18 protein-coding genes are annotated in these 23,114 nt (G+C 58.0%); 15 read left to right on the forward strand and 3 right to left on the reverse strand.

Annotated features, from left to right (window positions below; translation table 11 throughout):
- On the reverse strand, window positions 1-217 hold a 217-nt coding region (locus tag BM063_RS06130), incomplete at its 3' end, for a transposase (protein ID WP_483878451.1).
- 378 nt (window positions 218-595) lie between these two features.
- Between BM063_RS06130 and BM063_RS06135 the strand changes: the two genes are divergently transcribed.
- The 8 genes from BM063_RS06135 to BM063_RS06170 all read left to right on the forward strand — a co-directional run bounded on the left by BM063_RS06135 (window position 596) and on the right by BM063_RS06170 (window position 8,998).
- Window positions 596-973 (forward strand): GntR family transcriptional regulator, encoded by a 378-nt coding sequence (locus BM063_RS06135; RefSeq protein WP_092036944.1) that lies wholly within the window; start codon window positions 596-598, stop codon window positions 971-973.
- Entirely contained in the window at window positions 970-1,869 is a 900-nt protein-coding gene (locus tag BM063_RS06140) for an ATP-binding cassette domain-containing protein (RefSeq protein WP_092036946.1), read from the forward strand. The genes BM063_RS06135 and BM063_RS06140 overlap by 4 nt, the downstream gene beginning before the upstream one ends.
- Window positions 1,844-2,569, forward strand: a complete 726-nt coding sequence (locus BM063_RS06145) for a hypothetical protein (protein WP_092036948.1) — start codon at window positions 1,844-1,846, stop codon at window positions 2,567-2,569. Before BM063_RS06140 ends, BM063_RS06145 begins: the two co-directional genes overlap by 26 nt.
- A gap of 661 nt (window positions 2,570-3,230) precedes the next feature.
- Window positions 3,231-4,886, forward strand: coding sequence for an acyl--CoA ligase family protein (locus tag BM063_RS06150; RefSeq protein ID WP_092036950.1), 1,656 nt, complete (start codon window positions 3,231-3,233; stop codon window positions 4,884-4,886).
- 5 nt (window positions 4,887-4,891) lie between these two features.
- On the forward strand, window positions 4,892-5,686 hold the full coding sequence (locus BM063_RS06155) for an enoyl-CoA hydratase (RefSeq protein WP_245752113.1): 795 nt from the start codon (window positions 4,892-4,894) through the stop codon (window positions 5,684-5,686).
- Between the two features lie 309 nt (window positions 5,687-5,995).
- The gene (locus tag BM063_RS06160) at window positions 5,996-7,249 is read left to right on the forward strand and encodes an extracellular solute-binding protein (protein WP_092036954.1); all 1,254 of its coding nucleotides are present in this window, start codon (window positions 5,996-5,998) and stop codon (window positions 7,247-7,249) included.
- A gap of 49 nt (window positions 7,250-7,298) precedes the next feature.
- Window positions 7,299-8,180 carry a carbohydrate ABC transporter permease gene (locus tag BM063_RS06165; RefSeq protein WP_092036956.1) on the forward strand — a complete coding sequence of 294 codons (882 nt, stop codon included), beginning with the start codon at window positions 7,299-7,301 and terminating at the stop codon, window positions 8,178-8,180.
- A complete protein-coding gene (locus BM063_RS06170; RefSeq protein ID WP_092036958.1) occupies window positions 8,177-8,998 on the forward strand; it encodes a carbohydrate ABC transporter permease in 822 nt (273 codons plus the stop codon). The genes BM063_RS06165 and BM063_RS06170 overlap by 4 nt, the downstream gene beginning before the upstream one ends.
- A gap of 461 nt (window positions 8,999-9,459) precedes the next feature.
- Here the strand turns inward: BM063_RS06170 and BM063_RS06180 are convergent, their stop codons facing one another.
- Window positions 9,460-10,647, reverse strand: a complete 1,188-nt coding sequence (locus tag BM063_RS06180) for an ROK family transcriptional regulator (protein WP_092036962.1) — start codon at window positions 10,645-10,647, stop codon at window positions 9,460-9,462.
- A 188-nt stretch (window positions 10,648-10,835) separates the two neighbouring features.
- On the opposite strand from BM063_RS06180, the gene xylF reads away from it, so the two are divergent.
- From xylF to BM063_RS06225, 7 genes are all read left to right on the forward strand, one after another.
- Window positions 10,836-11,900 (forward strand): D-xylose ABC transporter substrate-binding protein, encoded by a 1,065-nt coding sequence (xylF, locus tag BM063_RS06185; RefSeq protein WP_092036964.1) that lies wholly within the window; start codon window positions 10,836-10,838, stop codon window positions 11,898-11,900.
- A 45-nt stretch (window positions 11,901-11,945) separates the two neighbouring features.
- Window positions 11,946-13,451, forward strand: a complete 1,506-nt coding sequence (locus BM063_RS06190) for a xylose ABC transporter ATP-binding protein (RefSeq protein ID WP_092037169.1) — start codon at window positions 11,946-11,948, stop codon at window positions 13,449-13,451.
- Entirely contained in the window at window positions 13,444-14,580 is a 1,137-nt protein-coding gene (locus tag BM063_RS06195; RefSeq protein ID WP_092036966.1) for a sugar ABC transporter permease, read from the forward strand. The genes BM063_RS06190 and BM063_RS06195 overlap by 8 nt, the downstream gene beginning before the upstream one ends.
- 325 nt (window positions 14,581-14,905) lie before the next feature.
- Window positions 14,906-16,180 carry a glucuronate isomerase gene (locus BM063_RS06205; RefSeq protein WP_245752114.1) on the forward strand — a complete coding sequence of 425 codons (1,275 nt, stop codon included), beginning with the start codon at window positions 14,906-14,908 and terminating at the stop codon, window positions 16,178-16,180.
- Window positions 16,181-16,756: 576 nt separating this feature from the next.
- Complete coding sequence (locus BM063_RS06215; protein WP_092037174.1) at window positions 16,757-18,838, forward strand: alpha-glucuronidase family glycosyl hydrolase; 2,082 nt, start codon at window positions 16,757-16,759, stop codon at window positions 18,836-18,838.
- A 32-nt stretch (window positions 18,839-18,870) separates the two neighbouring features.
- Complete coding sequence (gene uxuA / locus BM063_RS06220; RefSeq protein WP_092036972.1) at window positions 18,871-19,929, forward strand: mannonate dehydratase; 1,059 nt, start codon at window positions 18,871-18,873, stop codon at window positions 19,927-19,929.
- A gap of 93 nt (window positions 19,930-20,022) precedes the next feature.
- Window positions 20,023-20,868, forward strand: a complete 846-nt coding sequence (locus BM063_RS06225; protein ID WP_092036974.1) for an SDR family oxidoreductase — start codon at window positions 20,023-20,025, stop codon at window positions 20,866-20,868.
- A gap of 959 nt (window positions 20,869-21,827) precedes the next feature.
- Here BM063_RS06225 and BM063_RS06235 read toward each other — a convergent pair.
- Window positions 21,828-23,000: an MFS transporter gene (locus BM063_RS06235; RefSeq protein WP_092036979.1), complete on the reverse strand. Its 1,173-nt coding sequence runs from the start codon at window positions 22,998-23,000 to the stop codon at window positions 21,828-21,830.
- Between the last annotated feature and the right edge of the window lie 114 nt (window positions 23,001-23,114).

The raw sequence follows: 23,114 nt of genomic DNA on the forward strand, positions 1-23,114 counted from the left end.
TTCCGTACAAATAACCGATCAAAAGCATTTTGAACAGCATGACCGGATCGATGCAAGGACGCCCATTATCTTGACAATACAAGGGGCGGCATTTTTCCGCGATAAACGAAAAGTCGATGGTTTCATTGATTTTTCTAAGCAAGTGATCTTGGGGAACAAGGTCTTCTATGTTGACTGTTTCGGGTTGAAATTCCCTGGATGGGTTCGTCCTAAACATATAAAAACCTTCCTTCGGAATTGTTTTATTCCAAATTCAACAAAAAAGGCTGTTGACCCTTCTTTGTCAACAGCCTCACCCTGCCGAAGGCAGGGTTTCATTTTTTTGGAGGAAAACCCAGGCGCATCCGGCGTGAACGGCTTTGTCCCCTTGACAGAGGGATGATGGAATGAGGGGAGGAGAATCCCCGTTTGGCCGGGATGCTCCGGCAAGCGGAGAAAAACCCGCGGCGATTCGGCGGAAATCGGGGAATGGGTCGCGGCGCCCCTGACGGTCGGGTCTGAAAAGGGATTGACATCGGACCCGGTTACCTATATGGTTATATACAGAACTATATAACCATAGTTGCCTGCCGGAGGCGGACAAGGAGGTGTTTCCTTGAGGCGCGGTTTCGATGAGACGAAGCCGATTTATCTGCAAGTCAAAGAACGGATTGAAGACCAGATCATCAGCGGCCAGCTGAAGGAAGGGGATCGGATTCCCTCCACGACGCAGCTTGTCCAATTCTACAAAATCAATCATCTGACGGTTTCCAAGGCCGTTCACTTGATGGTTGAAGAAGGAAATATATTCAAAAAAAGGGGTGTAGGGATGTTCGTGGCAGAAGGCGCCCAAGAGAAGTTGCTCCGCCGGCGCAGGGACCAGTTCGTCGATCGCTATCTCCTGCCGATGATTCGGGAAGCGGAACGCTTGGGGATGACGGAGGAGGATGTGATCCGTTTGATCCGGTCGCAAAAGGAGAGGGATCAAGAGTGAATTTTGACATCGAGATGCATCGGGTGACGGTGAAATACGGGGAGGTCGAGGCGCTGAGGAACGTTTCGCTGAAGCTTCTCCACGGGAAATTGTACGGATTGCTCGGCAGAAACGGCGCGGGGAAAACAACCCTCCTGTCCCTGTTGGGTTCCTTTCTGGAACCGACCGTCGGCACGGTCCGGATCGGGGGGATGGAGGTTTTCGACAACGAGAAAGTCATGCCGTGGGTGACGTTTGTCTATGATTCGGGCAACAGGGATGAACATGAAACGGTGAAGGGGATGCTGGAAGCGGCGGAACGGTACCGTCCCACCTTCGACCGCGAGTACGCGAACTATCTGGTGAAGCGTTTTCAGCTTCCGCTCGACCAACCGATGAAACTGCTTTCCAAGGGGCAGCAGGCAGCGGCCCGGGTCACGGTCGGTCTGGCAAATCGCAGCCCCATCACCATTTTGGATGAGGCTTATCTGGGCATGGACGCGCCCACCCGGGAAACCTTCTACCAGGAACTGCTGGAAGATCATTCCCGGAATCCGCGCACGGTGATTCTGTCGACCCATCATGTCTCCGAGGTGGAACATCTGTTTGAAGAGGTGGTCATCCTTCATCAAGGCAGCATCCTCCTGCAGGAATCAATGGATCAGGTGTTGGAATGCGGGGCGATGGTCACGGGAGATGCGCAGGCCGTGGATGAATTTACCGCCGGGATGCAGGTGCTCCATACGGAGCGGCTGGGCGGGACGAAGCGGGCGATGGTGTACGGGAAGCTTTCGGAGAATCAGCTTCTGGAAGCGGGACGGCGGGGGATTGAAATCGGATCCGTTTCGCTTCAGCATCTGTTTATTCATCTGACGGAGGAGGGAAACGCGGATGGAGTCCGCAAAGACTTATCGTAAAGTGGCCTTCGACATGTCGTACGTGCAGCTCGGTTGGTCCCTTTGGTTTTTCGGGATCGTATTGATCATATACATCGCTTTTTCGTTCCTTTTCGGCATGGATGCTCAAGGGAACAATGATCTGGGACAATGGGTCTTCAGATTCATGGGAGGGGTGGAGGCCAGAGAAACGGATTTGGGACGCGGTTTTATCGGCTTCATCCTGATGCCGGCAAAAATCTACATGATCATATGCGGATATAATTCCGTTTCGCACTTCCTGAACTATTTTGTCAGGCATGGCGTGACGAGAAAAGCGTATTTTTACGGCGCGGCCATCTCGTCCGCGGTGCTGTCGCTGGGGATTGCGCTGATGGCGGGCGCCGTCGTCTGGATTGAACAGGTGCTGTTTTCGCGGGTTCGCCTTGACGCTTCCTGGACCGCCGTCGTCCTGTCGCTTGCGTTGAACATCCTCGCTTATTATGTTATCGGATGGTTGATCGGTGCCGGTTTTTACCGGTTCGGCATCGGGGGCGTCCTGTTCATTCCGCTGGCTTTGGCATTGCTGCTGGTCACCGAATCGCTGTGGGCGGCGGAAACGCTGAGGGGGATGAACGTCGTTCCGAACGTTTCCGTCCCGGCTCTGGCCACCCTCATTCTGCTCGGCGTGGCTTTGTGGATCGTGCGGATGACCACCAAGCGGGTCCGGGTTCGATTGTAAGGGGCTCAAAGGACCAAAAGGACGTTGCTCCGGAATTTGTCCGCGGAATCCATCCGCTTCCCGAGCATGCAGAATGAATGAAGAAGGGGGAAAGAGCGGCGGCCCTTCCCCTTGAAAACGCGCCGGGGCATGATTGGGTGCGCCGATCGGGGACGGTGGCTGCTTCCGATAAGTCTGTCTCCCGATCGGCTCCAACACGCCGCCGGCGTGTTTTCTTTTTTTGAAAAGGCGGACTTCCCGACGCTCCCGTTCATTTTTTGCGTGCCGGGCGGCGGCATCGGTCCCGTGGGCTGAAGGTGAATTTGATCGAGGGACCGGCGGTTTGAGGGATTTATTGCTCAAGAGCAGGGGGGAGACGTTGGCCTTTTTACCGATCCGAACCTTTAAAATATTAATTTCAGACTTGATTAATATGATAAATCGGATTAAACTGATATCACGAAGAGACTATTTTGCATGAGCGAAGGAGGGCAGGCGGTTGGAAAGGGATGAACCTCGGCGATTGGAGGAGGCGGCGGATTGTCGGTCGGCGGCTCAAACCCTTGACGTCCGGCTGTAGAGGTTTTGCTTCTTCTTCGGCGCAGGGGAGAAATTCCCGCGCCCGTTTTCGAATAAGGGTGAATATTGAGTCTTCCGGTTTTGCGACAAAGGAGGGGCGGTCATGGAGAAGCGGTTGTTCCAGAAGGTGTGGTCCAAGGGGCAATGGGAGGGTCTACCGGTTCACCGTTCCCTCTTGACCCCGATGATGTTTCTGGAGCGTGCCCTGCACGTCTTTCCCGAAAAGACGGCCGTGGTGGACGGAAACCGCCGGTATACCTATGCGGAGTTCGGATCCCGCGTCTATCGTTTGGCGAGCGCCCTGATCAAGGCGGGAATCGACAAGGGGGACCGCGTGGCGGTGCTGCTTCCCAACACGGCGGAATTCCTGGAGATCTATTTCGCCGTTCCCCAGGCGGGGGGCGTGCTGGTTCCCATCAACCGGCTGCTCTCTTCCGGGGAAGTGAAGTACATTCTCCGGCATTCGGGAGCCAAAGCCCTGATTGTGCACGGGACGCTCGGTCACCTCCTGGAGCCGATTCGGGGTGAGCTGGATCTCCCTTTGGTGATCTGGACCGGACCGGAGAAGAAAGCGGGGGATCCGGCGGATTTCAGCTATGAAGACTTCCTGCGGGAGGGCCGGGACGAGCCTTTTGTCTACCGGGTGGATGACGAGGACCAGATCATCAGCATCAACTACACCAGCGGCACGACGGGGCAGCCCAAAGGGGTGATGTACACCCACCGGGGAGCTTACCTCAACGCGATGGGAGAGATCGTGGAGACGGGTCTGAACCTTTCCAGCGTCTATCTGTGGACGTTGCCCATGTATCATTGCAACGGATGGTGTTTTCCCTGGGCCGTCACCGGGGTGGGCGCGCTCCACGTCTGCCTGCCGAAGGTGAGGTCCGAAGAGATCTTCCGGCTGATCGGGGAGGAAAAGGTGACCCATCTCTGTGCCGCTCCCACCGTGATCATCAAGATGATCAGCGAAGCTCCCCGGGATTACCGCTTTCCCCGACCGCTCCGCATCGTGACGGCGGCGGCCCCGCCGCCTCCGGCGGTGATTGAACAGGCGGAAAGGATGGGGGCGGAGGTGATCCACGTGTACGGCCTCACCGAAACCTACGGGCCCCACACGGTTTGCGTGTGGAAGGAGGAATGGGACGGTGAGGCACCTGCGAAGCGGGCCCTGTTGAAGGGGCGGCAGGGGGTCGGATACATCCACGCGCCGGAACTTCGGGTGGTGGATGAGAACATGGAAGATGTCCCCGCGGACGGAAAGACGCTGGGGGAAGTGGTGATGCGGGGCAACAACGTGATGAAGGGGTACTACCGCGACGAGAAAGCGACGGCGGAGGCCTTCCGGGGAGGGTGGTTTCATTCCGGCGATCTGGCGGTGGTGCATCCCGACGGGTATATCGAGCTGAAGGACCGGAAGAAGGATATCATCATCAGCGGCGGGGTCAACATTTCCACGATCGAGGTGGAGCGCGTCCTTTACCGGCACCCGGATATCCTGGAGGCGGCGGTGGTGGGCGTCCCCGACCCGTATTGGGGGGAGGTGCCCAAGGCTTTTGTCACCCTCCGGCCGGGGGCCCGTCTCCGGGAAGAAGAGGTGATCGCCTTCGCCCGGGAGCACCTGGCCCATTTCAAATGTCCAAAGGAGGTATCCTTCGGCCCGCTGCCGAAGACATCAACGGGCAAAGTGCAGAAGTTTAAATTGCGGGAGCGGGCGTTGGCCGAAAAAGAGGCCCGGCTCGCCGATCGGGAGGGATGATGTTCGTGACGTTGGTGCGGGCGGAAAATTACCGGCACATTTTGCCCCGGCTGGACGGAAGGGTGGCCGTCGTTTCGATGAACCGCCCCGAGCGGCGGAACGCCCTTTCCGAGGAGCACATGCGGGAGTTGACGGATTTTTTGAAAGCCGTCGGCGGCAGCAGGGAAGTGTCCGTCGTCATCCTGAAGGGAGAGGGCCCCGCCTTCTGCGCAGGGCACGATTTGAGCGAGATGGTCGATCGGGACATTTCCTTTTACCGCCATCTCTTCGACGTCTGCACGGAATTGATGGAGACGATTCAGGCCATTCCGCAGCCGGTCATCGCCCAGGTACACGGGATGGCCACGGCGGCCGGCTGTCAACTGGTGGCCACCTGCGATCTGGCGGTCGCTTCGGAAGAGGCCCGATTTGCCACGCCCGGAGTGAAGATCGGCCTGTTCTGTTCGACGCCGATGGTCGCCTTGAGCCGGGCGGTGGGGAGGAAAAAGGCGATGGAGATGCTGCTGACCGGCGAACCCCTCACCGCCCGGGAAGCGTTGGCGGCCGGCCTGGTGAACCGGGTGGTTCCCGCCGAGCGGTTGGAGGAGGAGACCCGCGCCCTGGCCGAAAAAATCGCGGAGGCCAGCGCCTTTACGGTGGGGATCGGAAAGCAGGCCTTTTACCGGCAGCTGGAGATGCCGCAACCCCAGGCCTACGCCTACGCCAAGGAAGTGATGTCCCTCAACGCGACGGCCGCCGACGCCCAGGAGGGGATGTGCGCCTTCCTGGAGAAGCGGTCGCCCCGGTGGCGCCATCGGTGATGCGAGATGCCCGGTGAACCGGATCACCGGGCTTTTTTCGTCGGGACGGATGGATCTGAAAAAGGCGGGTTTTCAGGCAACTTTGTTTAACTAATATCCAAAATACGCGGCTCCGTTTTCTTTCTCAAGCGGATCAAATAAAGACATATCAAGCGATTGGAGGAGAAATTCCGGGTCTGATCAAGGGGAAGAAGGTTTAATCAATTGACAAACAAAAAAAGCAGTGCTATAGTTAACGTGGAAACGGAAATATTGCGATAATACGCATCTTTCGGTATGTATGCGAATTCTTCTTTGAGGGGGAGGGCCATGAAGAAGCCGGGATTGTTGCTTGTGGTGGGACTCTTGGTTTTTTTGACCGCCTGTATGCCTTCGGCCGACAGCGGGAAGAAGACGCTGACCTTCTGGCACATCGGCGTCGGAGAGGAGAGGACCATTCTAGAAGAGGCAGTGAAGCGCTTTGAGAAGAAGCACCCGGATGTCAAGGTGGAAATCGTGGTGCACCAAAACGATGCGTACAAAACCAAATTGCCCGTCGCCATGGGAGGGGGGAATCCTCCGGACATTTTCCATTCCTGGGGAGGAGGATGGCTCGGTGAATTTGTGGAAGCGGGGCAAGTCTATGACCTGACGGACAAGGTGGACGCCGACCGCTTTGCCCCGACCGCCCTGGAGGCCGCCACCTATGATGGGAAAATCATGGGGCTCCCCTTGGCGATGGATATGGTTCCGGTCTGGTACAATAAAGAAGTTTTTGAAAAGTACGGCGTCAAGCCGCCCAAGACCTGGGACGAATTGATGCAAGCGATCGAAACCTTCAAAAAGAATGGCGTGATTCCCATCGCCCTCGCCAACAAGACGAAATGGACGGGCGCCTTCTATCTGATGTATTTTGCCGATCGAGTCGCGGGGGAGGAACTGTTCCAGAACGCGGTGAGCCGGGAAGGATCCTTTGCCGATCCGGGGTATGTAAAGGCCGGCGAATACATTCAGAAGCTGGTGAAGGCGGGAGCTTTCCCCGAAGGGTTCAACGGTTTGGATGAGGATACCGGACAGTCGCGGCAGTTGTTTTACTCGGGGAAAGCGGCCATGTACGTAAATGGAAGCTGGTTTTTGAACATTATCCGCGATGAAAATCCGGAAATGGAGAAAAAGGTGGGATTCTTCCCCTTTCCGACCGTGCCTGACGGCAAGGGGGATCCGAGCAACCTGGTCGGGGGAGTCAGTCCGGTCTATTCCGTCTCCGCTTCCTGCAAATATCCGGACTTGGCCGTCGAGCTGCTGAAGGAACTGACCAGTGAAGAGACGATCAAGACCTTTGCGGAGCACCGGGGTGCCATTCCGGCCCTCAAGGGGGTTGAAGTCGACGACCCGTTTGTGAAGCAGCTGAAGGAGATGGTGGAGAAGGCGAATCACCTGCAGGTTTACTACGATCAGACCTTGCCGCCCGAGCTGGCGGAAGAGCACAAAAATACCACCCAGTCTCTGTTCGGTCTCAAGATGACGCCGGAAGAAGCGGCAAAGGCCATGGAAAAAAAGGCAAAGGAGATTCTGAAAAAATGACGGGGGCATTGCGATGCCCCCGTACAAAATCGGTTGAGGGGCAGGATAAATGAAAAAATCGTCCGTTATTCTCGCTTTCATCGGTCCGGCACTGCTCGTATATTGCATATTCGTTCTTTATCCCATCTTTTCCACCTTTTACTACAGCTTGTTTGAGTGGAGCGGGATTGAAAGCGGTGCCACCTTCGCCGGATTGTCCAATTATCTCAACATCTTGTCGGACAACGTGTTCTGGATGTCGCTGGAAAACAATCTGCTGCTGGTCGTCGCATCCCTGTTGACCCAGCTGCCCTTGGGCCTCCTTCTGGCTCTGCTCTTGTTCGCCCCGATCCGGGGTGTGCGCCTCTTCCGTACGGTCTATTTTCTTCCCTTGCTGATGTCCAGCGTTGCCGTCGGGATTTTGTGGATTTATATTTATGAACCCAACCAGGGGATTCTGAACCGCACTCTGGATCTCATCGGGCTTTCCTTTTTGAAGAGCAGCTGGCTCGGTAGCGAAGAAACCGCTTTTTGGGCGGTGGTTGCCACGATCTGCTGGCAGTTCACTCCTTTTTACATGATTCTTTTTCGGGCGGCTCTTGTCGGCATTCCGGAGGAGATCTATGAATCGGCGAGCATTGACGGGGCCGGCGCCTGGCAAAAATTTCGCCATATTACTCTTCCGCTTTTGCTTCCCACGATCATCACGTCCTCCATTTTGTCCATCATCGGTTCTCTCAAATATTTTGACTTGATCTTCGTGATGACGGGCGGGGGGCCCAACAATGCCACCGAACTGATGGCGACCTACATGTACAAGCAAGCCTTTTCCTATTTCAACATGGGTTATGCGAGCACCATCGCCTTTGTCATGTTTCTGATCGCCTTCGTCGTGACCGTGATCGTATATTCCCTCGGTTATTTCAAGAGGAAAGGAAATGAAGCCGTATGATCAGGGAGTTGAAGAAAGTTCCGCTGTACGTCCTGGCGATCCTGTTTCTGATCTTTACGGGATTTCCGTACTTGTACATGGTCATGATCTCCTTCAAGAGCCAATCGGATTTTTTTCAAAATCCGTTCTCCTTTTGGACATCCTTTACGTTTGAAAACTATGTGCGGGTCTTGCAGATGGAAATCCCGCGATATTTTCTCAACAGCGTCATCGTTTCGGTCATATCCGTCTTCGGGGTGGTCATCCTGGCGGCCATGGCCAGTTATCCCTTTTCCCGGATGAAGTTTCGGCTGAACCGCCCCCTCTTTTTTCTGTTTTTGGCGGGGATGATGATTCCCGTCCACACGACCTTGATTCCGCTTTATGTTCTCGTCAGGCAATGGGGCTTGTACGATACCCTGTGGGCTTTGATCGGGCCCTATATCGCCTTCAGCCTGCCGGTGTCGATCTTCATCTTGACGCAATTCATGCAGGAAATTCCGAGGGAACTGGAAGATGCCGCGCGGATTGACGGTTGTTCCCACTTCAGGATGTTTTGGAAGATCCATTTTCCGCTGTCGACACCGGCGATCGCGACGGTCGCCATCTATAACTTCATTCAGATCTGGAACGAGTTCGTGTTTGTCCTGGTGCTGACCTCCAGTCCGGAAAACAAGACGCTGCCCCTGGGGCTCCGGGATTTCTTCGGGGAGTTTTCCGTCAACGTGCCGGGGATCATGGCGGCGCTGGTTTTGGGAACGTTGCCCCTGCTGGTCGCCTACTTCATTTCCCAGGAGAAAGTGGTGAAGGGTTTGGCCGCCGGGGCGGTGAAGGGGTGATTTGAAGAGGAACTGTCTGCGAACGAAAGGGAGGTGGATTGCAGTCCGCCGTTCGGGATGTTTTTCACCGGTTGAAGGCGGGCCTGGCGCCTCCGGGACCCGATGGGGGAAAAGGCGGAAGGAAAGAGGAAAACGGCGCGACGCTTCGGCGCTGTCTCGGGGAGACAAGAGGGAAATCCCCTTCCGGCAGGGGCCGGGGACGGGTCAGCCCGGACCGGCCGGATTCGCCGACCGGAGAGGAGGCGTTACAGGGCGGCGGAAGCGGGGCGCCTTTCTCTTTCATCCGTCGGCGGTCCCAAGATTCGGCCGGCTGCTTTCGGAGCTACCCGGAACTTGAAGGATCGAAGGCGCCGGACCGGTTTTTTCCGCAGGGATGGCGGCAATTGGTGCCCCCCGGGGCGGGGTTCGGGCACCTGCCCGGACCTTCGGCAAAGCGCCGGGGGTTTTTTCTTTTGGCGCATTTATTCGATGGTCACCTTTGATTCGGAAAAAAAGTTTGTGATCGCCAAAGAGGAGGCTCCCAGGGCGCTCGAATAGGTGCCCAGGCTGGAGAATTCGACCCGCAGTTTTTCCCGGTGATAGGGCATGAGCCGATTGCTCAGGACTTTTTTGACCGGATTTACGATCCACTGTTGGGCTTTGCTCAGCCGGTTGCCGATGACCACCAGTTCGGGATTGAAACTGAGGGCGATGTTCATGATTCCGATTCCCAGGTATTCACCGATCTGGTTGAACAGATTGATCACCTCGGTGTGCCCTCCATCGGCAAGGTGGACCAGGAATTCCAGATCGATATCCCGGTCGTCTTTTCCGCGGAACATCGGCAGGGATTTCGCCTGGGAAAGCAGGGCGTGTTCCGATGCGTAAAGCTCCCAACAGCCTTTGTTTCCGCACCGGCACCGTTTTCCGTTCACTTCAATCGTGGTGTGTCCGATCTCCCCGGAAAACCCGGAGATCCCCTTGTACAGCTCTCCGTTCAACACGATTCCCGTTCCGATGCCGATTCCGACGCTGACGTAGACGAGGTTGGAGGATTCCCGTCCGGCTCCGTACAGTTTTTCTCCCAGGGCCCCCGTGTTGGCTTCGTTGTCGATCCAAACGGGCACCTGGAACTCGCTGTTGATCACCCCTTTGAGGTCGACATTTTTCCATCCCAGGTTGGGAGCGAACAGGATGGTTCCGTCGTTTCCGACAATGCCGGGGATGCCGATGCCGATCCCGATGATGCCGTAGGTGCTGGAAGGGGCCTGGTCGAAGACCGTCCGAAGGTCTTTTTTCAGAAGGGAGAGGATCTCGTCGTAGGACAAATCCTGGTAAAGGGTCATTCGTTCGAGGACGATGTTTCCCTGCAGGTCGGTCAGCACCGTCAGCAGGTAGTTGACGCCCAAGTCGACGCCGATGGCGTACCCGGCCGCCTTGTTGAACATGAGCATGACGGGACGTCTCCCGCCGCTGGAACGTCCGGGACCGATTTCGTACACCAGGTTGTCTTTCATCAGGTCGTTCACGATGGTGGAGACCGTTCCCTTGGTCAATCCGGTCAATTCGGCGATCTGGGCCCGGGAGATGGGGCAATGGTCCCGGATCATTTCGAGAACGATCGATTGATTGATTTTCTTGATCAGACTTTGATCCCCAGTGACTGGCATGGACAAGCCTCACTTTCCTTGATCATTCAACCATTATACTTTACAGTATCCAATAAATTGACGAAAAAAGCAAATCAGGCGAAAGAAAAAGGGTTAATTAGTTAAGTCGATGGACAAAGTTAGTCGGGTTGTGATAAGATGAAAAGAGACTGATGTTTCAGTAAAATGCGAATTGGGGGTGGGTCGGGATGAGCGGGCGGCTGCCCCGCGCACGGGCGTTGTTTGCCGTTTTCGCGGTCCTTCTTCTTCTTGCGGCGTGCGGTCAGGATGTGGGCTCCGACGCCGGGGACGACAAAATCACCATCGGCCTGTCGATAGACGATCTGCGGCTGGAAAGGTGGCAGAAGGACCGGGACTTTTTCATCGAGAAGGCCGAAGAGCTGGGAGCGGAAGTGATCGTGCAGTCCGCCAACGGGGATGATTCCAAACAGCTGGCCCAAATCGAAAGCATGTTGTCGAAGGATCTGGACGTGCTCGTGATCATTCCGCACAGTTCCGACGCGATGGCTTCCGCGGTCAATCTGGCCAAACAGGAGCAGGTGCCGGTGATCGCCTATGATCGTATGATCAACAATTCCGACGTGGACCTGTACATCTCCTACGACAATGTTCGGGTGGGCGAGCTGCAGGCGCAATATCTGGTGGAGAAGGTCCCGAAGGGAAATTACTTCCTGCTCGGGGGATCGCCCACCGACAACAACGCCAAGCTGTTCCGGGAAGGGCAGATGAAGGTGCTCAAGCCCCTGGTGGACAAGGGAGACATACGGATCGTCGGCGACCAGTGGGCCAAGGACTGGCAGGCGGATGAAGCCCTCAAAATCATTGAAAACGCCCTGACGGCCAACAAAAACCGGATCGACGCCGTGGTCGCCTCCAACGACAGCACCGCGGGGGGAGCCGTGGAGGCGCTGGCGGCTCAAAATCTGGCGGGGAAAGTGGCCATCTCCGGTCAGGACGCCGACCTGGCGGCCTGTCAGAGGATCGTGGAAGGAACCCAGACGATGACGGTTTACAAACCGATCCGGGAGCTGGCCCATCAGGCGGCCGAGGCGGCGGTTCGGCTGGCCAAGAAGGAAAAAATCGACACCACCGATGCGGTCAACAACGGCAAAAAGGACGTTCCCGCCCTCCTGCTCGATCCCATCGCGGTGGACCGGAAGAACATGATGGAGACGGTGATCAAAGACGGGTTTCATTCCTTCGACGATGTTTACAAAAACGTGCCGGAGGATGAACGGCCGAAGCGAAAATGAAAAAAGTCGGCCTTCGATGGGGGGGATTCCGTGCACGCCCTGGAAATGGAAGGGATCACCAAGGAATTTCCCGGCACCCGCGCCCTGGACGGCGTTTCCTTCGCGGTGCGGAAGGGGACGATTCACGCGCTTCTCGGCGAAAACGGAGCCGGAAAATCCACCTTGATGAAGATTTTGAGCGGCGTGTATCCTGCAGGAAGCTATGAGGGGCGGATCCGGATCAACGGGGAGGAAAAGCGTTTCCGGAACCCCCGGGATGCGGAAGCGGCCGGAATCGCCGTCATTCATCAGGAACTTTCCCTGGTGGGGGAGATGACCGTTTCGGAAAACATTTTTTTGGGAGACGAACCCCGGAGATGGGGGGTGATCGACCGGGAAGAGATGCACGTTCAGGCGAAAAAGTGGCTGGATTTCCTCGGATTGGATCTGGACCCGGAGGCGAAGGTGGGCAGTCTGGGAATCGGGCAACAGCAATTGGTCGAGATCGCCAAAGCACTCTCCAAAAAGAGCGACATCCTCATCCTGGACGAGCCCACCTCCGCGTTGGCGGATGAGGAGGTACGGCGACTGACGGGGATTTTGAAGGACCTGAGCGGGAAGGGGGTCACCTGCGTTTATATTTCCCACAAGCTGAACGAAGTGATGGATTTGGCGGATGCGGTCACGGTTCTCCGCGACGGAAAAGTGGCGGGCACCTCTTTGATCGGCGAATGGACCGAAGACAAGATCATCTCCATGATGGTCGGCAGAAAGCTTGGCGCGCTGTATCCCGGGCGGAAGAGGGGGGCGGGGGAAACGGTCCTCGAAGTGAGGAACTATTCGGTGTATCACCCGGCGCGCAGAGGAAAAAAGGTGGTTCATGACGTGTCCTTTTCCCTGCGAAAAGGGGAGGTGCTCGGGTTTGCCGGGCTTGTCGGCGCGGGAAGGACCGAGCTGTTTGCCGGCATTTTCGGCGCGCATGAGGGTAGGACGGAAGGGACGGTCCTTCTCGAGGGGCGGGAGATCACTCTGCGCCATCCGGGGGAAGCGATCCGCCGCGGCATCGTCTATCTTCCCGAAGACCGCAAACGGTACGGACTGTTTCTCGGAATGGACATCAAGAAAAATCTCACCATGGCCTCCCTGGACCGGCTGGTGAAATGGGGAATCGTCGACGAGGAGCGGGAGCTCAGGGAGGCGGAGGAGCAGGCGGCCCGCATGCGGGTCAAGATGGCCGACATCGAGATGAGAATCAGGGGATTAAGCGGCGGAAACCAGCAGAAGGTCCTCCTTGGCAAATCCCTGATGACCCGTCCGAAGGTGCTGATCCTGGACGAGCCGACCCGGGGGGTGGATATCGGCGCCAAGGCGGACATCTATCAGATCATTGGCGAGCTGAGCCGGGAAGGCGTTGCAGTGGTGCTGATCTCCTCCGATTTGCCGGAGGTGATCGGGATGTCGGACCGCATTCTGGTGATGGCCGGAGGAAGGTTGGTGGGGGAATTTGAGCAGGGAGAAGCGACAGAGGAGAAAATCATGGCTTGTGTGACGGGAGGGGGCGCCTTTGCGTAAAGCGCTGACCTTCGACCTTCGCGCATACGGTTTGATCATCGCCCTGGCATTCATTGCCCTCTTGTTCACCGTTTTGACCGACGGCGATTTTCTGTCGTCACGCAATCTGTCCAACCTGTTTCGCCAGATGTCCGTGATCTCGATTCTCGCGATCGGAATGACGCTGGTGATCATCACCGGGCACATCGATCTTTCCGTCGGCTCCCTCGTCGGATTGGCCGGAGGGATGGCCGCCATCCTTCAAGTGTGGTACGGGTGGGACACGGTGAGTGTCCTCCTGTTGACGCTCCTCGCCGGGCTTCTTCTGGGGGCCTGGCAGGGATGGTGGGTGGCATACCGGGGGGTTCCCTCCTTTATCGTCACCCTGGGAGGCATGCTCATCTTTCGGGGAATTCTCATCGGGATCAGCAAAGGGGAGACCGTCGCTCCTTTGAAGGAGAGTTTTCAGCGCATCGGCCAGAGCTACCTTTCCTATGCCGCCGGATACATACTAGCCGGAATCGCCGTTTTCCTCCTTTTTTTCCTGACCGCCCTCAAGCGAAAGAAGCGGCGCAAATGGGGACTGAAGCTGGAACATCCGGTCGTCTCCTACGGAAAAATGGCGGGTTATTCCGTCCTGATCCTGGCCTTTGTCTACATGATGAACCGCTATTTGGGAATCCCCGTGCCCATCCTGTTCGTTTTGTTCCTCCTCCTGATCTTCGGTTTCGTCCTGAACCGAACCCGTTTCGGCCGGTATCTGTACGCCATCGGCGGAAACAGCGAGGCGGCCAGGTATTCCGGCATCAACGTCAAAAGGCACATTTTTGCCGTCTTTGTCATCATGGGGCTGCTTTCATCGCTGGCAGGCCTGATCTTGACGGCCCGCCTCAACGCGGCGACGGTGGGGGCAGGTCAGATGTTCGAGCTGGATGCCATCGCCGCCTGTGTGATCGGGGGAACCAGCCTCAAGGGAGGAACCGGCAGCGTGACCGGCTCCATCATCGGGGCGCTGGTCATGGTCAGCCTGGATAATGGCATGAGCATGCTCGATATTGATCCTTTTTGGCAGTACATCGTCAAGGGTTTCATTTTGATCCTGGCCGTCTGGTGGGATCTTTCGTCGGATGCGGGAAGAGAGAGGTCGTGAGCGGCTCGTGCCGGGACTGCATGCGGCACGTCCGGTCCCGGAAGAAAGTGAAGGGGGCTGTCGGGCTTGGAAAAGTCCGGTCCTCCGAAAAGGACCCGTGAAGCGGGAGGGAGCCGGGCCGGGGTTGGATTCCGGAATTCTCGATCCCTGATGGATGATGAGGCCGGCCGGGAGAAAATGGCCGCGAAAATCTTGTGTGGTTGGGCTGGATCGGCTGACGACGGGGCCGACGCGGGGAGCGTTTGCGCCCGCTCCGCCCGCGAAGTGCCGGCGGGCGCAGCCGATCCTTTCCTTCCGGAAGCTTCTGATGACGGGAGGGAAGCCATTGTCGGGAGCCATTACCGATAAGGAACGTCTGAGGCGGGTCGTGTTCGGGGCCGTTTATAAAACCCCCGTGACGGACATGCACACTCATCTGTATGCCCCCGCCTTCGAAGGTCTGGGGTTGTGGGGCGTGGATCACCTGCTTACGTACCATTATTTGATCGCGGAAACGATGAGGCAGACGCCCCTTTCCCATGAGGAGTTCCAGTCCCTTGACCGGAGGGCGATGGCGGAGCATGTCTGGAAGACGCTTTTTGTCGATCACTCCCCGTACAGCGAAGCGTGCCGGGGGGTGCTGACCACCCTGGGGCGGCTGGGGCTGGATGTGTCCTCCCGCGATCTTTCCGCGTACCGCAAATGGTACGATGGCCTCACGTACCGGCGGTTTGTGGATCTTGTGTTTTCCGCCGCCGGGGTCAAAACCGTCGTGATGACCAACGACCCCTTCGATCCCAGGGAACGGGAGCTGTGGCTGAAAAAGGGGGACGCGCTTACAAGGGACCCGCGCTTTCGCCCTTCCCTGCGCATCGATCCCCTGCTTTTCGATTGGGGGAACCAATACCGGGTGTTGCGGGAGCTGGGATACGACGTGGGGCCGGTGTTCTCCGCGGATGATCACCGGACCGTGGAGGAGACCCGCCGGTTTCTGATCGACTGGGGGCGAAGGATGGATGCCCTCTATCTGGGGGCTTCCTTTCCCCCGGATTTCGACTATCCGTCGGATTCCCCCGCATCCCAGCTGCTGGATCACTGCGTCCTGGAGGCCTGTGGCCGTCTGAACGTTCCCTTTGCGATGATGGTCGGGGTGAGAAGGAGAGTCAATCCGTCCCTCGGCCTCGCCGGCGACATGGTGGGCCGGGCGAGGGTGGAGGCGGTGGAGCGGATCTGCGCCCGGCATCCGGCGAGGCGCTTTTTCGTAACCATGCTGTCCCGGGAAAATCAGCACGAGCTGGCCGTGCTCGCCAGGAAGTTTCGCAATCTGATGGTGTTCGGGTGCTGGTGGTTTTTGAACAATCCCTCCCTGGTGGAGGAGATCACGGAAATGCGGTGTGAATTGCTGGGGACCGCCTTCATTCCCCAGCATTCGGATGCGAGGGTGTTGGATCAGCTGATCTACAAGTGGGATCACTCCCGCCGGGTGATCGCCCGGGTGCTCTGCAGGAAGTACGAGGACCTTTTCGACACCGGCTGGCGGATGGAGCCCCGCGAGATTGAACGGGACGTGAGCGATTTGCTGGATCGAAACTTTTGGAAGTTTGTGAAGGGAAGCATCTAGCCGAACCATCCGTTTTCAACGCCATCGCTCCCCCGCCGGCGCCTTCGTCTGCTTTTACGGCCCGGAAACGGCTGAACGCTTCCGGGATTTCGGGATGACCGATCTTTCCCGGGAAGCGGGGAAACCGGCGGAGAGATGGGCCGTTCCATCGCCGCAAGTGTGGGGAGAGACTGATCTTCCGGCGATTATCGGAGGAAAACTGCGCAAAGCCCATCCCGGCCATTGGGAAGACTGACGTTTTTCCGCTTCACGCCGAAAGGCCATTCCGAGGAGCGCTTCGGTCATTGCGTGCAGGCCCTGAAACAACATCTGAAAGCTGTGCTGGTGAAGGGACATCTCTTTGAGGGCGGGATGGAGAACATCCTCCACCGGCGGGTTCAAGGCAACCTCCGCCTTTGTCAGTTTAACCCCCGCAAAGGCCGGGGGCGAGGGGGAAAGGCGGGTGCGGCTGCGGACCGGGCCCGTGCGGCCCGGCCCACCCGCCCCTGTCCTTATAAAGAGGGCGGTCAAATTTAAGGGGCGTCGCCAACATCCTGTGGCTGGAAGAGGCGGCCCATGAGGCGAAGGGGGGATTTGATGGATTTTCGCCGGGTTGAAGGGGACAGGGAGACGATCGGGGATTATGACCCGTGCTGGCTCCGCTATGAACGGATTGAAGATGAAGCGCTGGCGGAGCAATACCGGAAGTGGTGCGGAAATTTGACGGTTCTCGGCAGCTCCCCGATTCTCGAATCCGCCAGGGATGAGCTGACGGCGGGGATTTCTTCGCTGCTCGGCGTCGCGCCGGCCCTCTCCCGCGATCTCCGGGACTTTCCGTCGCTGGTGTTGACAGCGTCAGCAGAGGGACGGGGCTGGGTGGACCGGCGGGTGTGGGAAGGGCTGGACGAAGAGGGATACCTCTTGAAAACCGTGGAGCGCGGGGGAGATGCGTTCCTTCTTCTCCTCGGAAAGACGGACAGGGGCGCGCTTTACGGAGCCTTCCATCTGCTCAGGCTGATGCAGACACGCCGGCCCCTCCATTCCCTGGAGATCGTCGAAAATCCGGGAAACCGGCTAAGGATGATCAACCACTGGGATAATCTCGACGGGAGCGTCGAGCGCGGTTATGCGGGCAAGTCGCTCTTCTTTCGGAAGGGGCGGATCGTCCGCCGGCTGGATCGCATCCGGGATTATGCCCGGCTTCTGGCTTCCGCCGGAATCAACGCCATTTCCATCAACAATGTGAATGTGGGGCCCGATGAATGCAGGTTGATCACCGGCTCCCTGCTGCCGGACGTGGCCCGGTTGGCGGATGTGTTTCGCGCCTACGGAATCCGGATGTTTCTCAGCGTCAATTTTGCCAGCCCCATGTGGATCGGAGGGCTTTCCACCGCGGATCCGCTGGATCCGGAAGTTCGGAGGTGGTGGCGGGAAAGGGCGGAAGAGATTTACCGGCATATCCCCGATTTCGGCGGATTTGTGGTCAAGGCCGATTCGGAACATCAGCCGGGTCCGCTGACCTACAACCGGGATCACGCCGAAGGGGCCAACATGCTGGCCGAAGCCCTCAGACCCCACGGAGGGCTGGTTGTTTGGAGGTGTTTTGTCTACAATTTCCAGGATTGGCGCGACCGTTCCACGGACCGGGCCAGGGCGGCCTACGATCATTTCAAGCCCCTGGACGGCCGGTTTGTCGACAATGTCGTCCTTCAGGTCAAGAACGGTCCCATGGATTTTCAGGTTCGCGAGCCGGTTTCCCCCCTCTTCGGCGCCATGGAAAGGACGAACCAGATGCTGGAGCTTCAGATAACCCAGGAGTATACCGGCCAGCAAAAGGATCTCTGCTTTCTGGTGCCCCAGTGGAAGGAAGTTTTGGACTTTGACACCCATGCCGCGGGAAAGGGATCGACGGTGAAGGCCATTGTGGGGGGGAAGGTGTTTCCGTGCCGCCACAGCGGAATGGCCGGGGTGTCCAACGTGGGGGATGACCGAAACTGGACGGGGCATACCCTGGCGCAGGCCAATTTGTACGGATTCGGACGGCTTGCCTGGAATCCCGACCTTTCGGCGGAGGAGATCGCGGAAGAGTGGGTGCGCCTCACTTTCGGCCATGATTCCCGGGTGGTGGAAACCCTCCGCGACATGCTCCTGGAATCCTGGCGGGTCTATGAATTGTACACCGCCCCCCTGGGAGTCGGATGGATGGTCAAGCCGGGGCACCATTACGGCCCGGATGTCGACGGTTACGAGTATTCCTACTGGGGAACCTATCACTACGCCGATCATCGGGGGATCGGGGTGGACCGGACCATGAAAACCGGAACCGGTTTTACCGGACAGTATTTTTCGCCGAACCGCGAAAGGTTCGAATCCCTGGAAACCTGTCCGGATGAACTGCTGCTGTTTTTCCATCACGTCCCCTACACCCACCGGCTGAAATCCGGAGAGACGGTGATCCAACACATTTACAACACCCATTTTGAAGGGGTGGAGCGGGTGGAGGACTTTATCCGGCGGTGGACCCGGCTGAAGGGGAAGATCGATGCGGAAAGATATGAGCATGTATTGTCCAAGCTCCGGGAGCAGCTGGAAAACGCCCGGGAGTGGCGGGACGTCATCAATGCGTATTTCTTCAGAAAATCGGGCATTCCCGATGAAAAGGGCCGAAAGATTTATTGATATCCTTGACTGGACATCGGAGGAATGAAAAAGTGCGAATGGTATTTCGCTGGTTCGGAGTGGGGAACGACACGGTCACCCTGGAGCAGATCCGTCAAATCCCCGGCGTCGAAGGCGTTGTCTGGGCGCTTCACCGGATTCCCGCCGGTGAGGAGTGGCCGATGGAGGAGATCCAAAAGGTAAAAAAGCAGGCGGAAGAATACGGACTGCATGCCGAAGTGGTGGAGAGCCTGAACGTTCACGAGGACATCAAGCTGGGACTTCCCACCCGTGACAGGTATATCGAAAACTACCAAAAGACGATGGAAAAATTGGCGGCCGTCGGGGTGAAGGTGATTTGCTACAACTTCATGGTCGCCTTCGACTGGATTCGCACCGATTTCAACAAGAAACTGGAGGACGGATCCCGGGCGCTGTTCTATGAACATGCGAAGATCAACCGCATCGATCCGCTTAAACTGGCGGAAATGTATTCCCAAAAGTACACGCTTCCGGGCTGGGACCCGAAACGGCCGAAGGAACAGCTCGCCGCCTTGATCGAGCGGTATCGCCGTCTGACGGAGGAAGAGCTCTGGGAAAACCTTCGATATTTTCTGGAAGCGATTATCCCGGTGGCTGAAAAACTCGGAATCCGGATGGCCATCCATCCCGACGATCCGCCCTGGAGCGTGTTCGGGCTGCCCCGCATCATGAAAAACCGGGAGGATCTCCGCAGGTTGACCCGATTGGTGGACAGCCCCTGTAACGGCATCACCCTTTGCAGCGGGGCCTTGGGCGCCGATCCCGCCAACGACGTGGCCGGGATGGTGAGGGAATTTGCCGACCGCATTCCCTTTGCCCACATCCGGAATGTGAAGATCTGCGGGAACGGCGATTTTGTTGAAACTTCCCACCGGGACGGCTCCCTCGATCTTTATGAGGTCGTCAAGGCTTATCACGATTGCGGCTATAAGGGTTATGTTCGGCCAGACCACGGGAGGCAGATTTGGGGGGAGCGGGGCCGGCCCGGTTACGGGCTGTACGACAGGGCCCTCGGCATCATGTATTTGTGGGGCCTTTGGGATGCCCTGGAAAAGGGCGGGAAGCGGTGACGGCGAACACTTTCTTCCGGACGGATGCTTTGAAAAAAGCGGTCACGCGGCGGGGGATCTTTCGTCTCTGAACGTGGAGGAGGAGGATGAGTCTTGTTGCCGATCCATCCCGGATTGAAGGGAAAGGTGGCGGTCATCACCGGCGGGGGAGGCGTCTTGTGCGGCTGCATGGCGGAAGAGCTGGCCAGACAAGGCATGAAAGTGGCGATTCTGAACCGGACGTACGAAAAGGCGGCCCGAGTGGCCGAGCGTATTCGGGACGCCGGCGGGGACGCCTTGCCCGTCCATTGCGATGTCCTTCAGGTGGAAAGCGTGAAGCGGGCGGAAAAAATCGTTTCTGAAAAATACGGCCCCTGCGATGTGTTGATCAATGGCGCCGGGGGAAACCGCCCGCAGGGAAGCACCACGAGGGAAACGCTTCGGCTCGGGGACCTGGACGCCGAGGATTTGGTCACCTTTTTCGACCTGTCTCCGGAGGGATTTGAAGCGGTTTTCGATTTGAACGTGATCGGAACGCTGATTCCGACCCAGGTGTTTGTCAGGAGCATGATCCCCAAAAAAGGAACAGTGATCAACGTTTCCTCGATGAGCGCGGCTTGTCCCATGACGAAGGTACCCGCCTACAGCGCGGCCAAAGCGGCGATCAACAATTTCACCCAATGGCTCGCCGTCCATCTGGCCGACGTGGGCATTCGCGTAAACGCCATCGCTCCCGGATTTTTTCTCACGGAGCAAAACCGGTATCTCCTGATGAATCCCGACGGGTCCTATACGGAAAGAGCGCAAAAAATCATATCCCACACGCCGATGCGGCGCCTGGGCCGGCCCGAGGACCTGTTGGGAACGCTGTTGTGGCTGATTGACGAGCAGGCGAGCGGGTTTGTCACCGGCATCGTCGTCCCCGTGGACGGCGGGTTCATGGCCTATTCGGGGGTTTAGCGGGGAAGCGTCATCGACTTTTTTCTGCGGATGCAAAAAGAGGAGACTGAAAGCGGAGGGCACGGCCTGGCCATTTGCGAAGGATACGCGGCCGGGAGAAGGTACCCGCCGGAATGGCCGCCCGGGTTCCGGGATGGGGCAGCAAGGTGATCTCACTGTCATCGGAAGATGCCGGTCTGCTGCGGACGCCGGGGAGCACCGCTCCGGGCTTCTTCTTGTACGGCATACCGGTCCTGTTTCCGCCCACCGGCCGGAGAGGGCCGGTTCGCCTTCCGTGGGGAGGGAGCGCCGCCTCCATCTTCACGGCCGGATGCGGCGGCGGGGCCGGGAGCCGGTCAAAGGGGAGGCATCCGGCTCCTCCGCGGTGCAGGAAGCGCGATTTGCTTTCCGCGTCCGTTCTCCCTGTCCATCCGGCACCGCCTCGAAAGCTTTCTCCTTCCCAGGGTTCCCCATCGCCGGCAGGGGGACGGAGGCTTTTCCCGCGGCTTTGATTGGCACCACGACCTTTTGATCCGCCGGACCCGTTGGGTATCGGAAGATTTACACTTTTCCCCGTCGGCGGAGAAGGAGTGGATCCTGAAGGAACGCTTCCTTTCCGCGGGAGAGACGAAATGAGGAAAGGGTAACGGCCTGAGGGCGCAGCCCGGACGAAGTGTTTCTCTTCCGGGCACAAAGACGAAAGGAGAAGCCGGTCATCCTGGGAGGAGAATGCGGGGCTCATCATCGTTCACGACTGCGACGCGTATTTTCGGCACCGGGTGATTGATAACGGAGGCGGAGACCGGGGTTTCCCGTGCCCGAAACCCTGCACCCGGATGACCCATGTCCCCGATTTGGACCTGTCCCCGATGGGACTCGGCGTCTTGCGGCCGTGGCAAGATTTCCGCTTGCCGGATCGGGGATTCGTGGAGGAAAGGACCGCCGGTTTCGGTCGGCGGTCCTTTTCCTTTTTCAGGGAGTCAGGTCACCTGGCGGGATTTCCATTCCCGGCGGAACTGTCTCCAGGAAAACCCGACCACCCCGGCAAACGCCGCGGCGGCGAACAGAAACTCGGCGTGTCCTCCCAGTTTGAACAGAAGCGCTCCCATCAGCGGTCCCGCCGCCATTCCCAGGTAGCGGGCGAAATTGTATCCGCCCATGGCCGACGCCCGGTTCCTGTGGAAAAGGGTGGCGAGAAGGGTGGTCTGCACGGGGAGGGACAAACCGAGGCAAAGGCCGAACAGGGCGGTGCTCGCCAAGATCAAGGGCAGGGAGAAGTCCGAGAAGCCGACATAGAGCAGCGTCGCCAGCACAGTGGCGGACCCGGTGGCGACCAGGAACTTGCCGCGTTCCCACTTCTCCTGCAGGCGTCCGCCCAGAAAACTGCCGATCACGATGCATAGGGACAGGGGCAGGAACGACAATCCCTTTTGACCCGAGGACAGGCCGAAGGACCCGGACAGCAGATGGGGGAGAAAGACGAGATAATTGTACAGGGTGTAATACTGGACGAACCCGAGCAGGACGATGGCCAGACCGGTGCGCTCGGTGACCACCTTGAACATGTCCGATGGGTGAAAATGTCTGGCTTCGCTTTCCGGCTTGGTTTCCGGCAACAGGAAGGCGTTGGCGATGCCGATCGACAGTCCGGCAATCGTCAGCACCCAGAAAACCCCGTAAAAGCCGGTCCATCCGCCGACGATGCCCCCGATGACCGGACCGGCCACCGGCCCGAAGGTGACGAGCATCTGAAAGGTGCCCATCGCCCGTCCCAGCTGTTTGCCCCGGAAAAGGTCCCCTATGACGGTGGTGGCGATCACGGAACCGGCGGCGATCCCGACGGCCTGCAAGGCCCGAAAGAAAATGAGCCACCAGACGGAAGGGGAGATGGCGGCGCCGGCGGAAGCACCCGCATAGATCAAAATGCCCGCAAGAAGCACTTTCCGTCGGCCCATGAGGTCGGCCAAAGGACCGTAGACGGGCTGCATCAGGGCGAGTCCGAGGGTGAAGATGGAGATGGTCAGGTTGACAGTAAAGGAGGAGGTATGAAAGTGCTGTTGGATTTCCGGCAGCATCGGCGTGTAGATGGATTGGGTGAAGGGACCGAGAAAGGCGGCGAAGGATACCAGATAGACCAACAGGCTTCGGTTCATGGGCTCCCTCTTTTCGAGCGCGTTGATCGGATTTTCTTTCGTTTCTCTAATATTTTTGTATGCGAATCGTCAAGAGCTTTTCCGGTTGCGGACTTGACGGAAAGATCCTGTCCA

This window comes from Planifilum fulgidum, assembly GCF_900113175.1.
GTDB lineage: Bacteria > Bacillota > Bacilli > Thermoactinomycetales > DSM-44946 > Planifilum > Planifilum fulgidum.

Coding starts and splice junctions, on each gene's coding strand:
- BM063_RS06145 (WP_092036948.1), top strand. CDS start 1,844: ATGGAGTCCGCAAAGACTTATCGTAAAGTGGCCTTCGACATGTCGTAC.
- BM063_RS06150 (WP_092036950.1), top strand. CDS start 3,231: ATGGAGAAGCGGTTGTTCCAGAAGGTGTGGTCCAAGGGGCAATGGGAG.
- BM063_RS06160 (WP_092036954.1), top strand. CDS start 5,996: ATGAAGAAGCCGGGATTGTTGCTTGTGGTGGGACTCTTGGTTTTTTTG.
- BM063_RS06165 (WP_092036956.1), top strand. CDS start 7,299: ATGAAAAAATCGTCCGTTATTCTCGCTTTCATCGGTCCGGCACTGCTC.
- BM063_RS06170 (WP_092036958.1), top strand. CDS start 8,177: ATGATCAGGGAGTTGAAGAAAGTTCCGCTGTACGTCCTGGCGATCCTG.
- BM063_RS06180 (WP_092036962.1), bottom strand. CDS start 10,647: ATGCCAGTCACTGGGGATCAAAGTCTGATCAAGAAAATCAATCAATCG.
- xylF (WP_092036964.1), top strand. CDS start 10,836: ATGAGCGGGCGGCTGCCCCGCGCACGGGCGTTGTTTGCCGTTTTCGCG.
- BM063_RS06190 (WP_092037169.1), top strand. CDS start 11,946: ATGGAAGGGATCACCAAGGAATTTCCCGGCACCCGCGCCCTGGACGGC.
- BM063_RS06215 (WP_092037174.1), top strand. CDS start 16,757: ATGGATTTTCGCCGGGTTGAAGGGGACAGGGAGACGATCGGGGATTAT.
- BM063_RS06235 (WP_092036979.1), bottom strand. CDS start 23,000: ATGAACCGAAGCCTGTTGGTCTATCTGGTATCCTTCGCCGCCTTTCTC.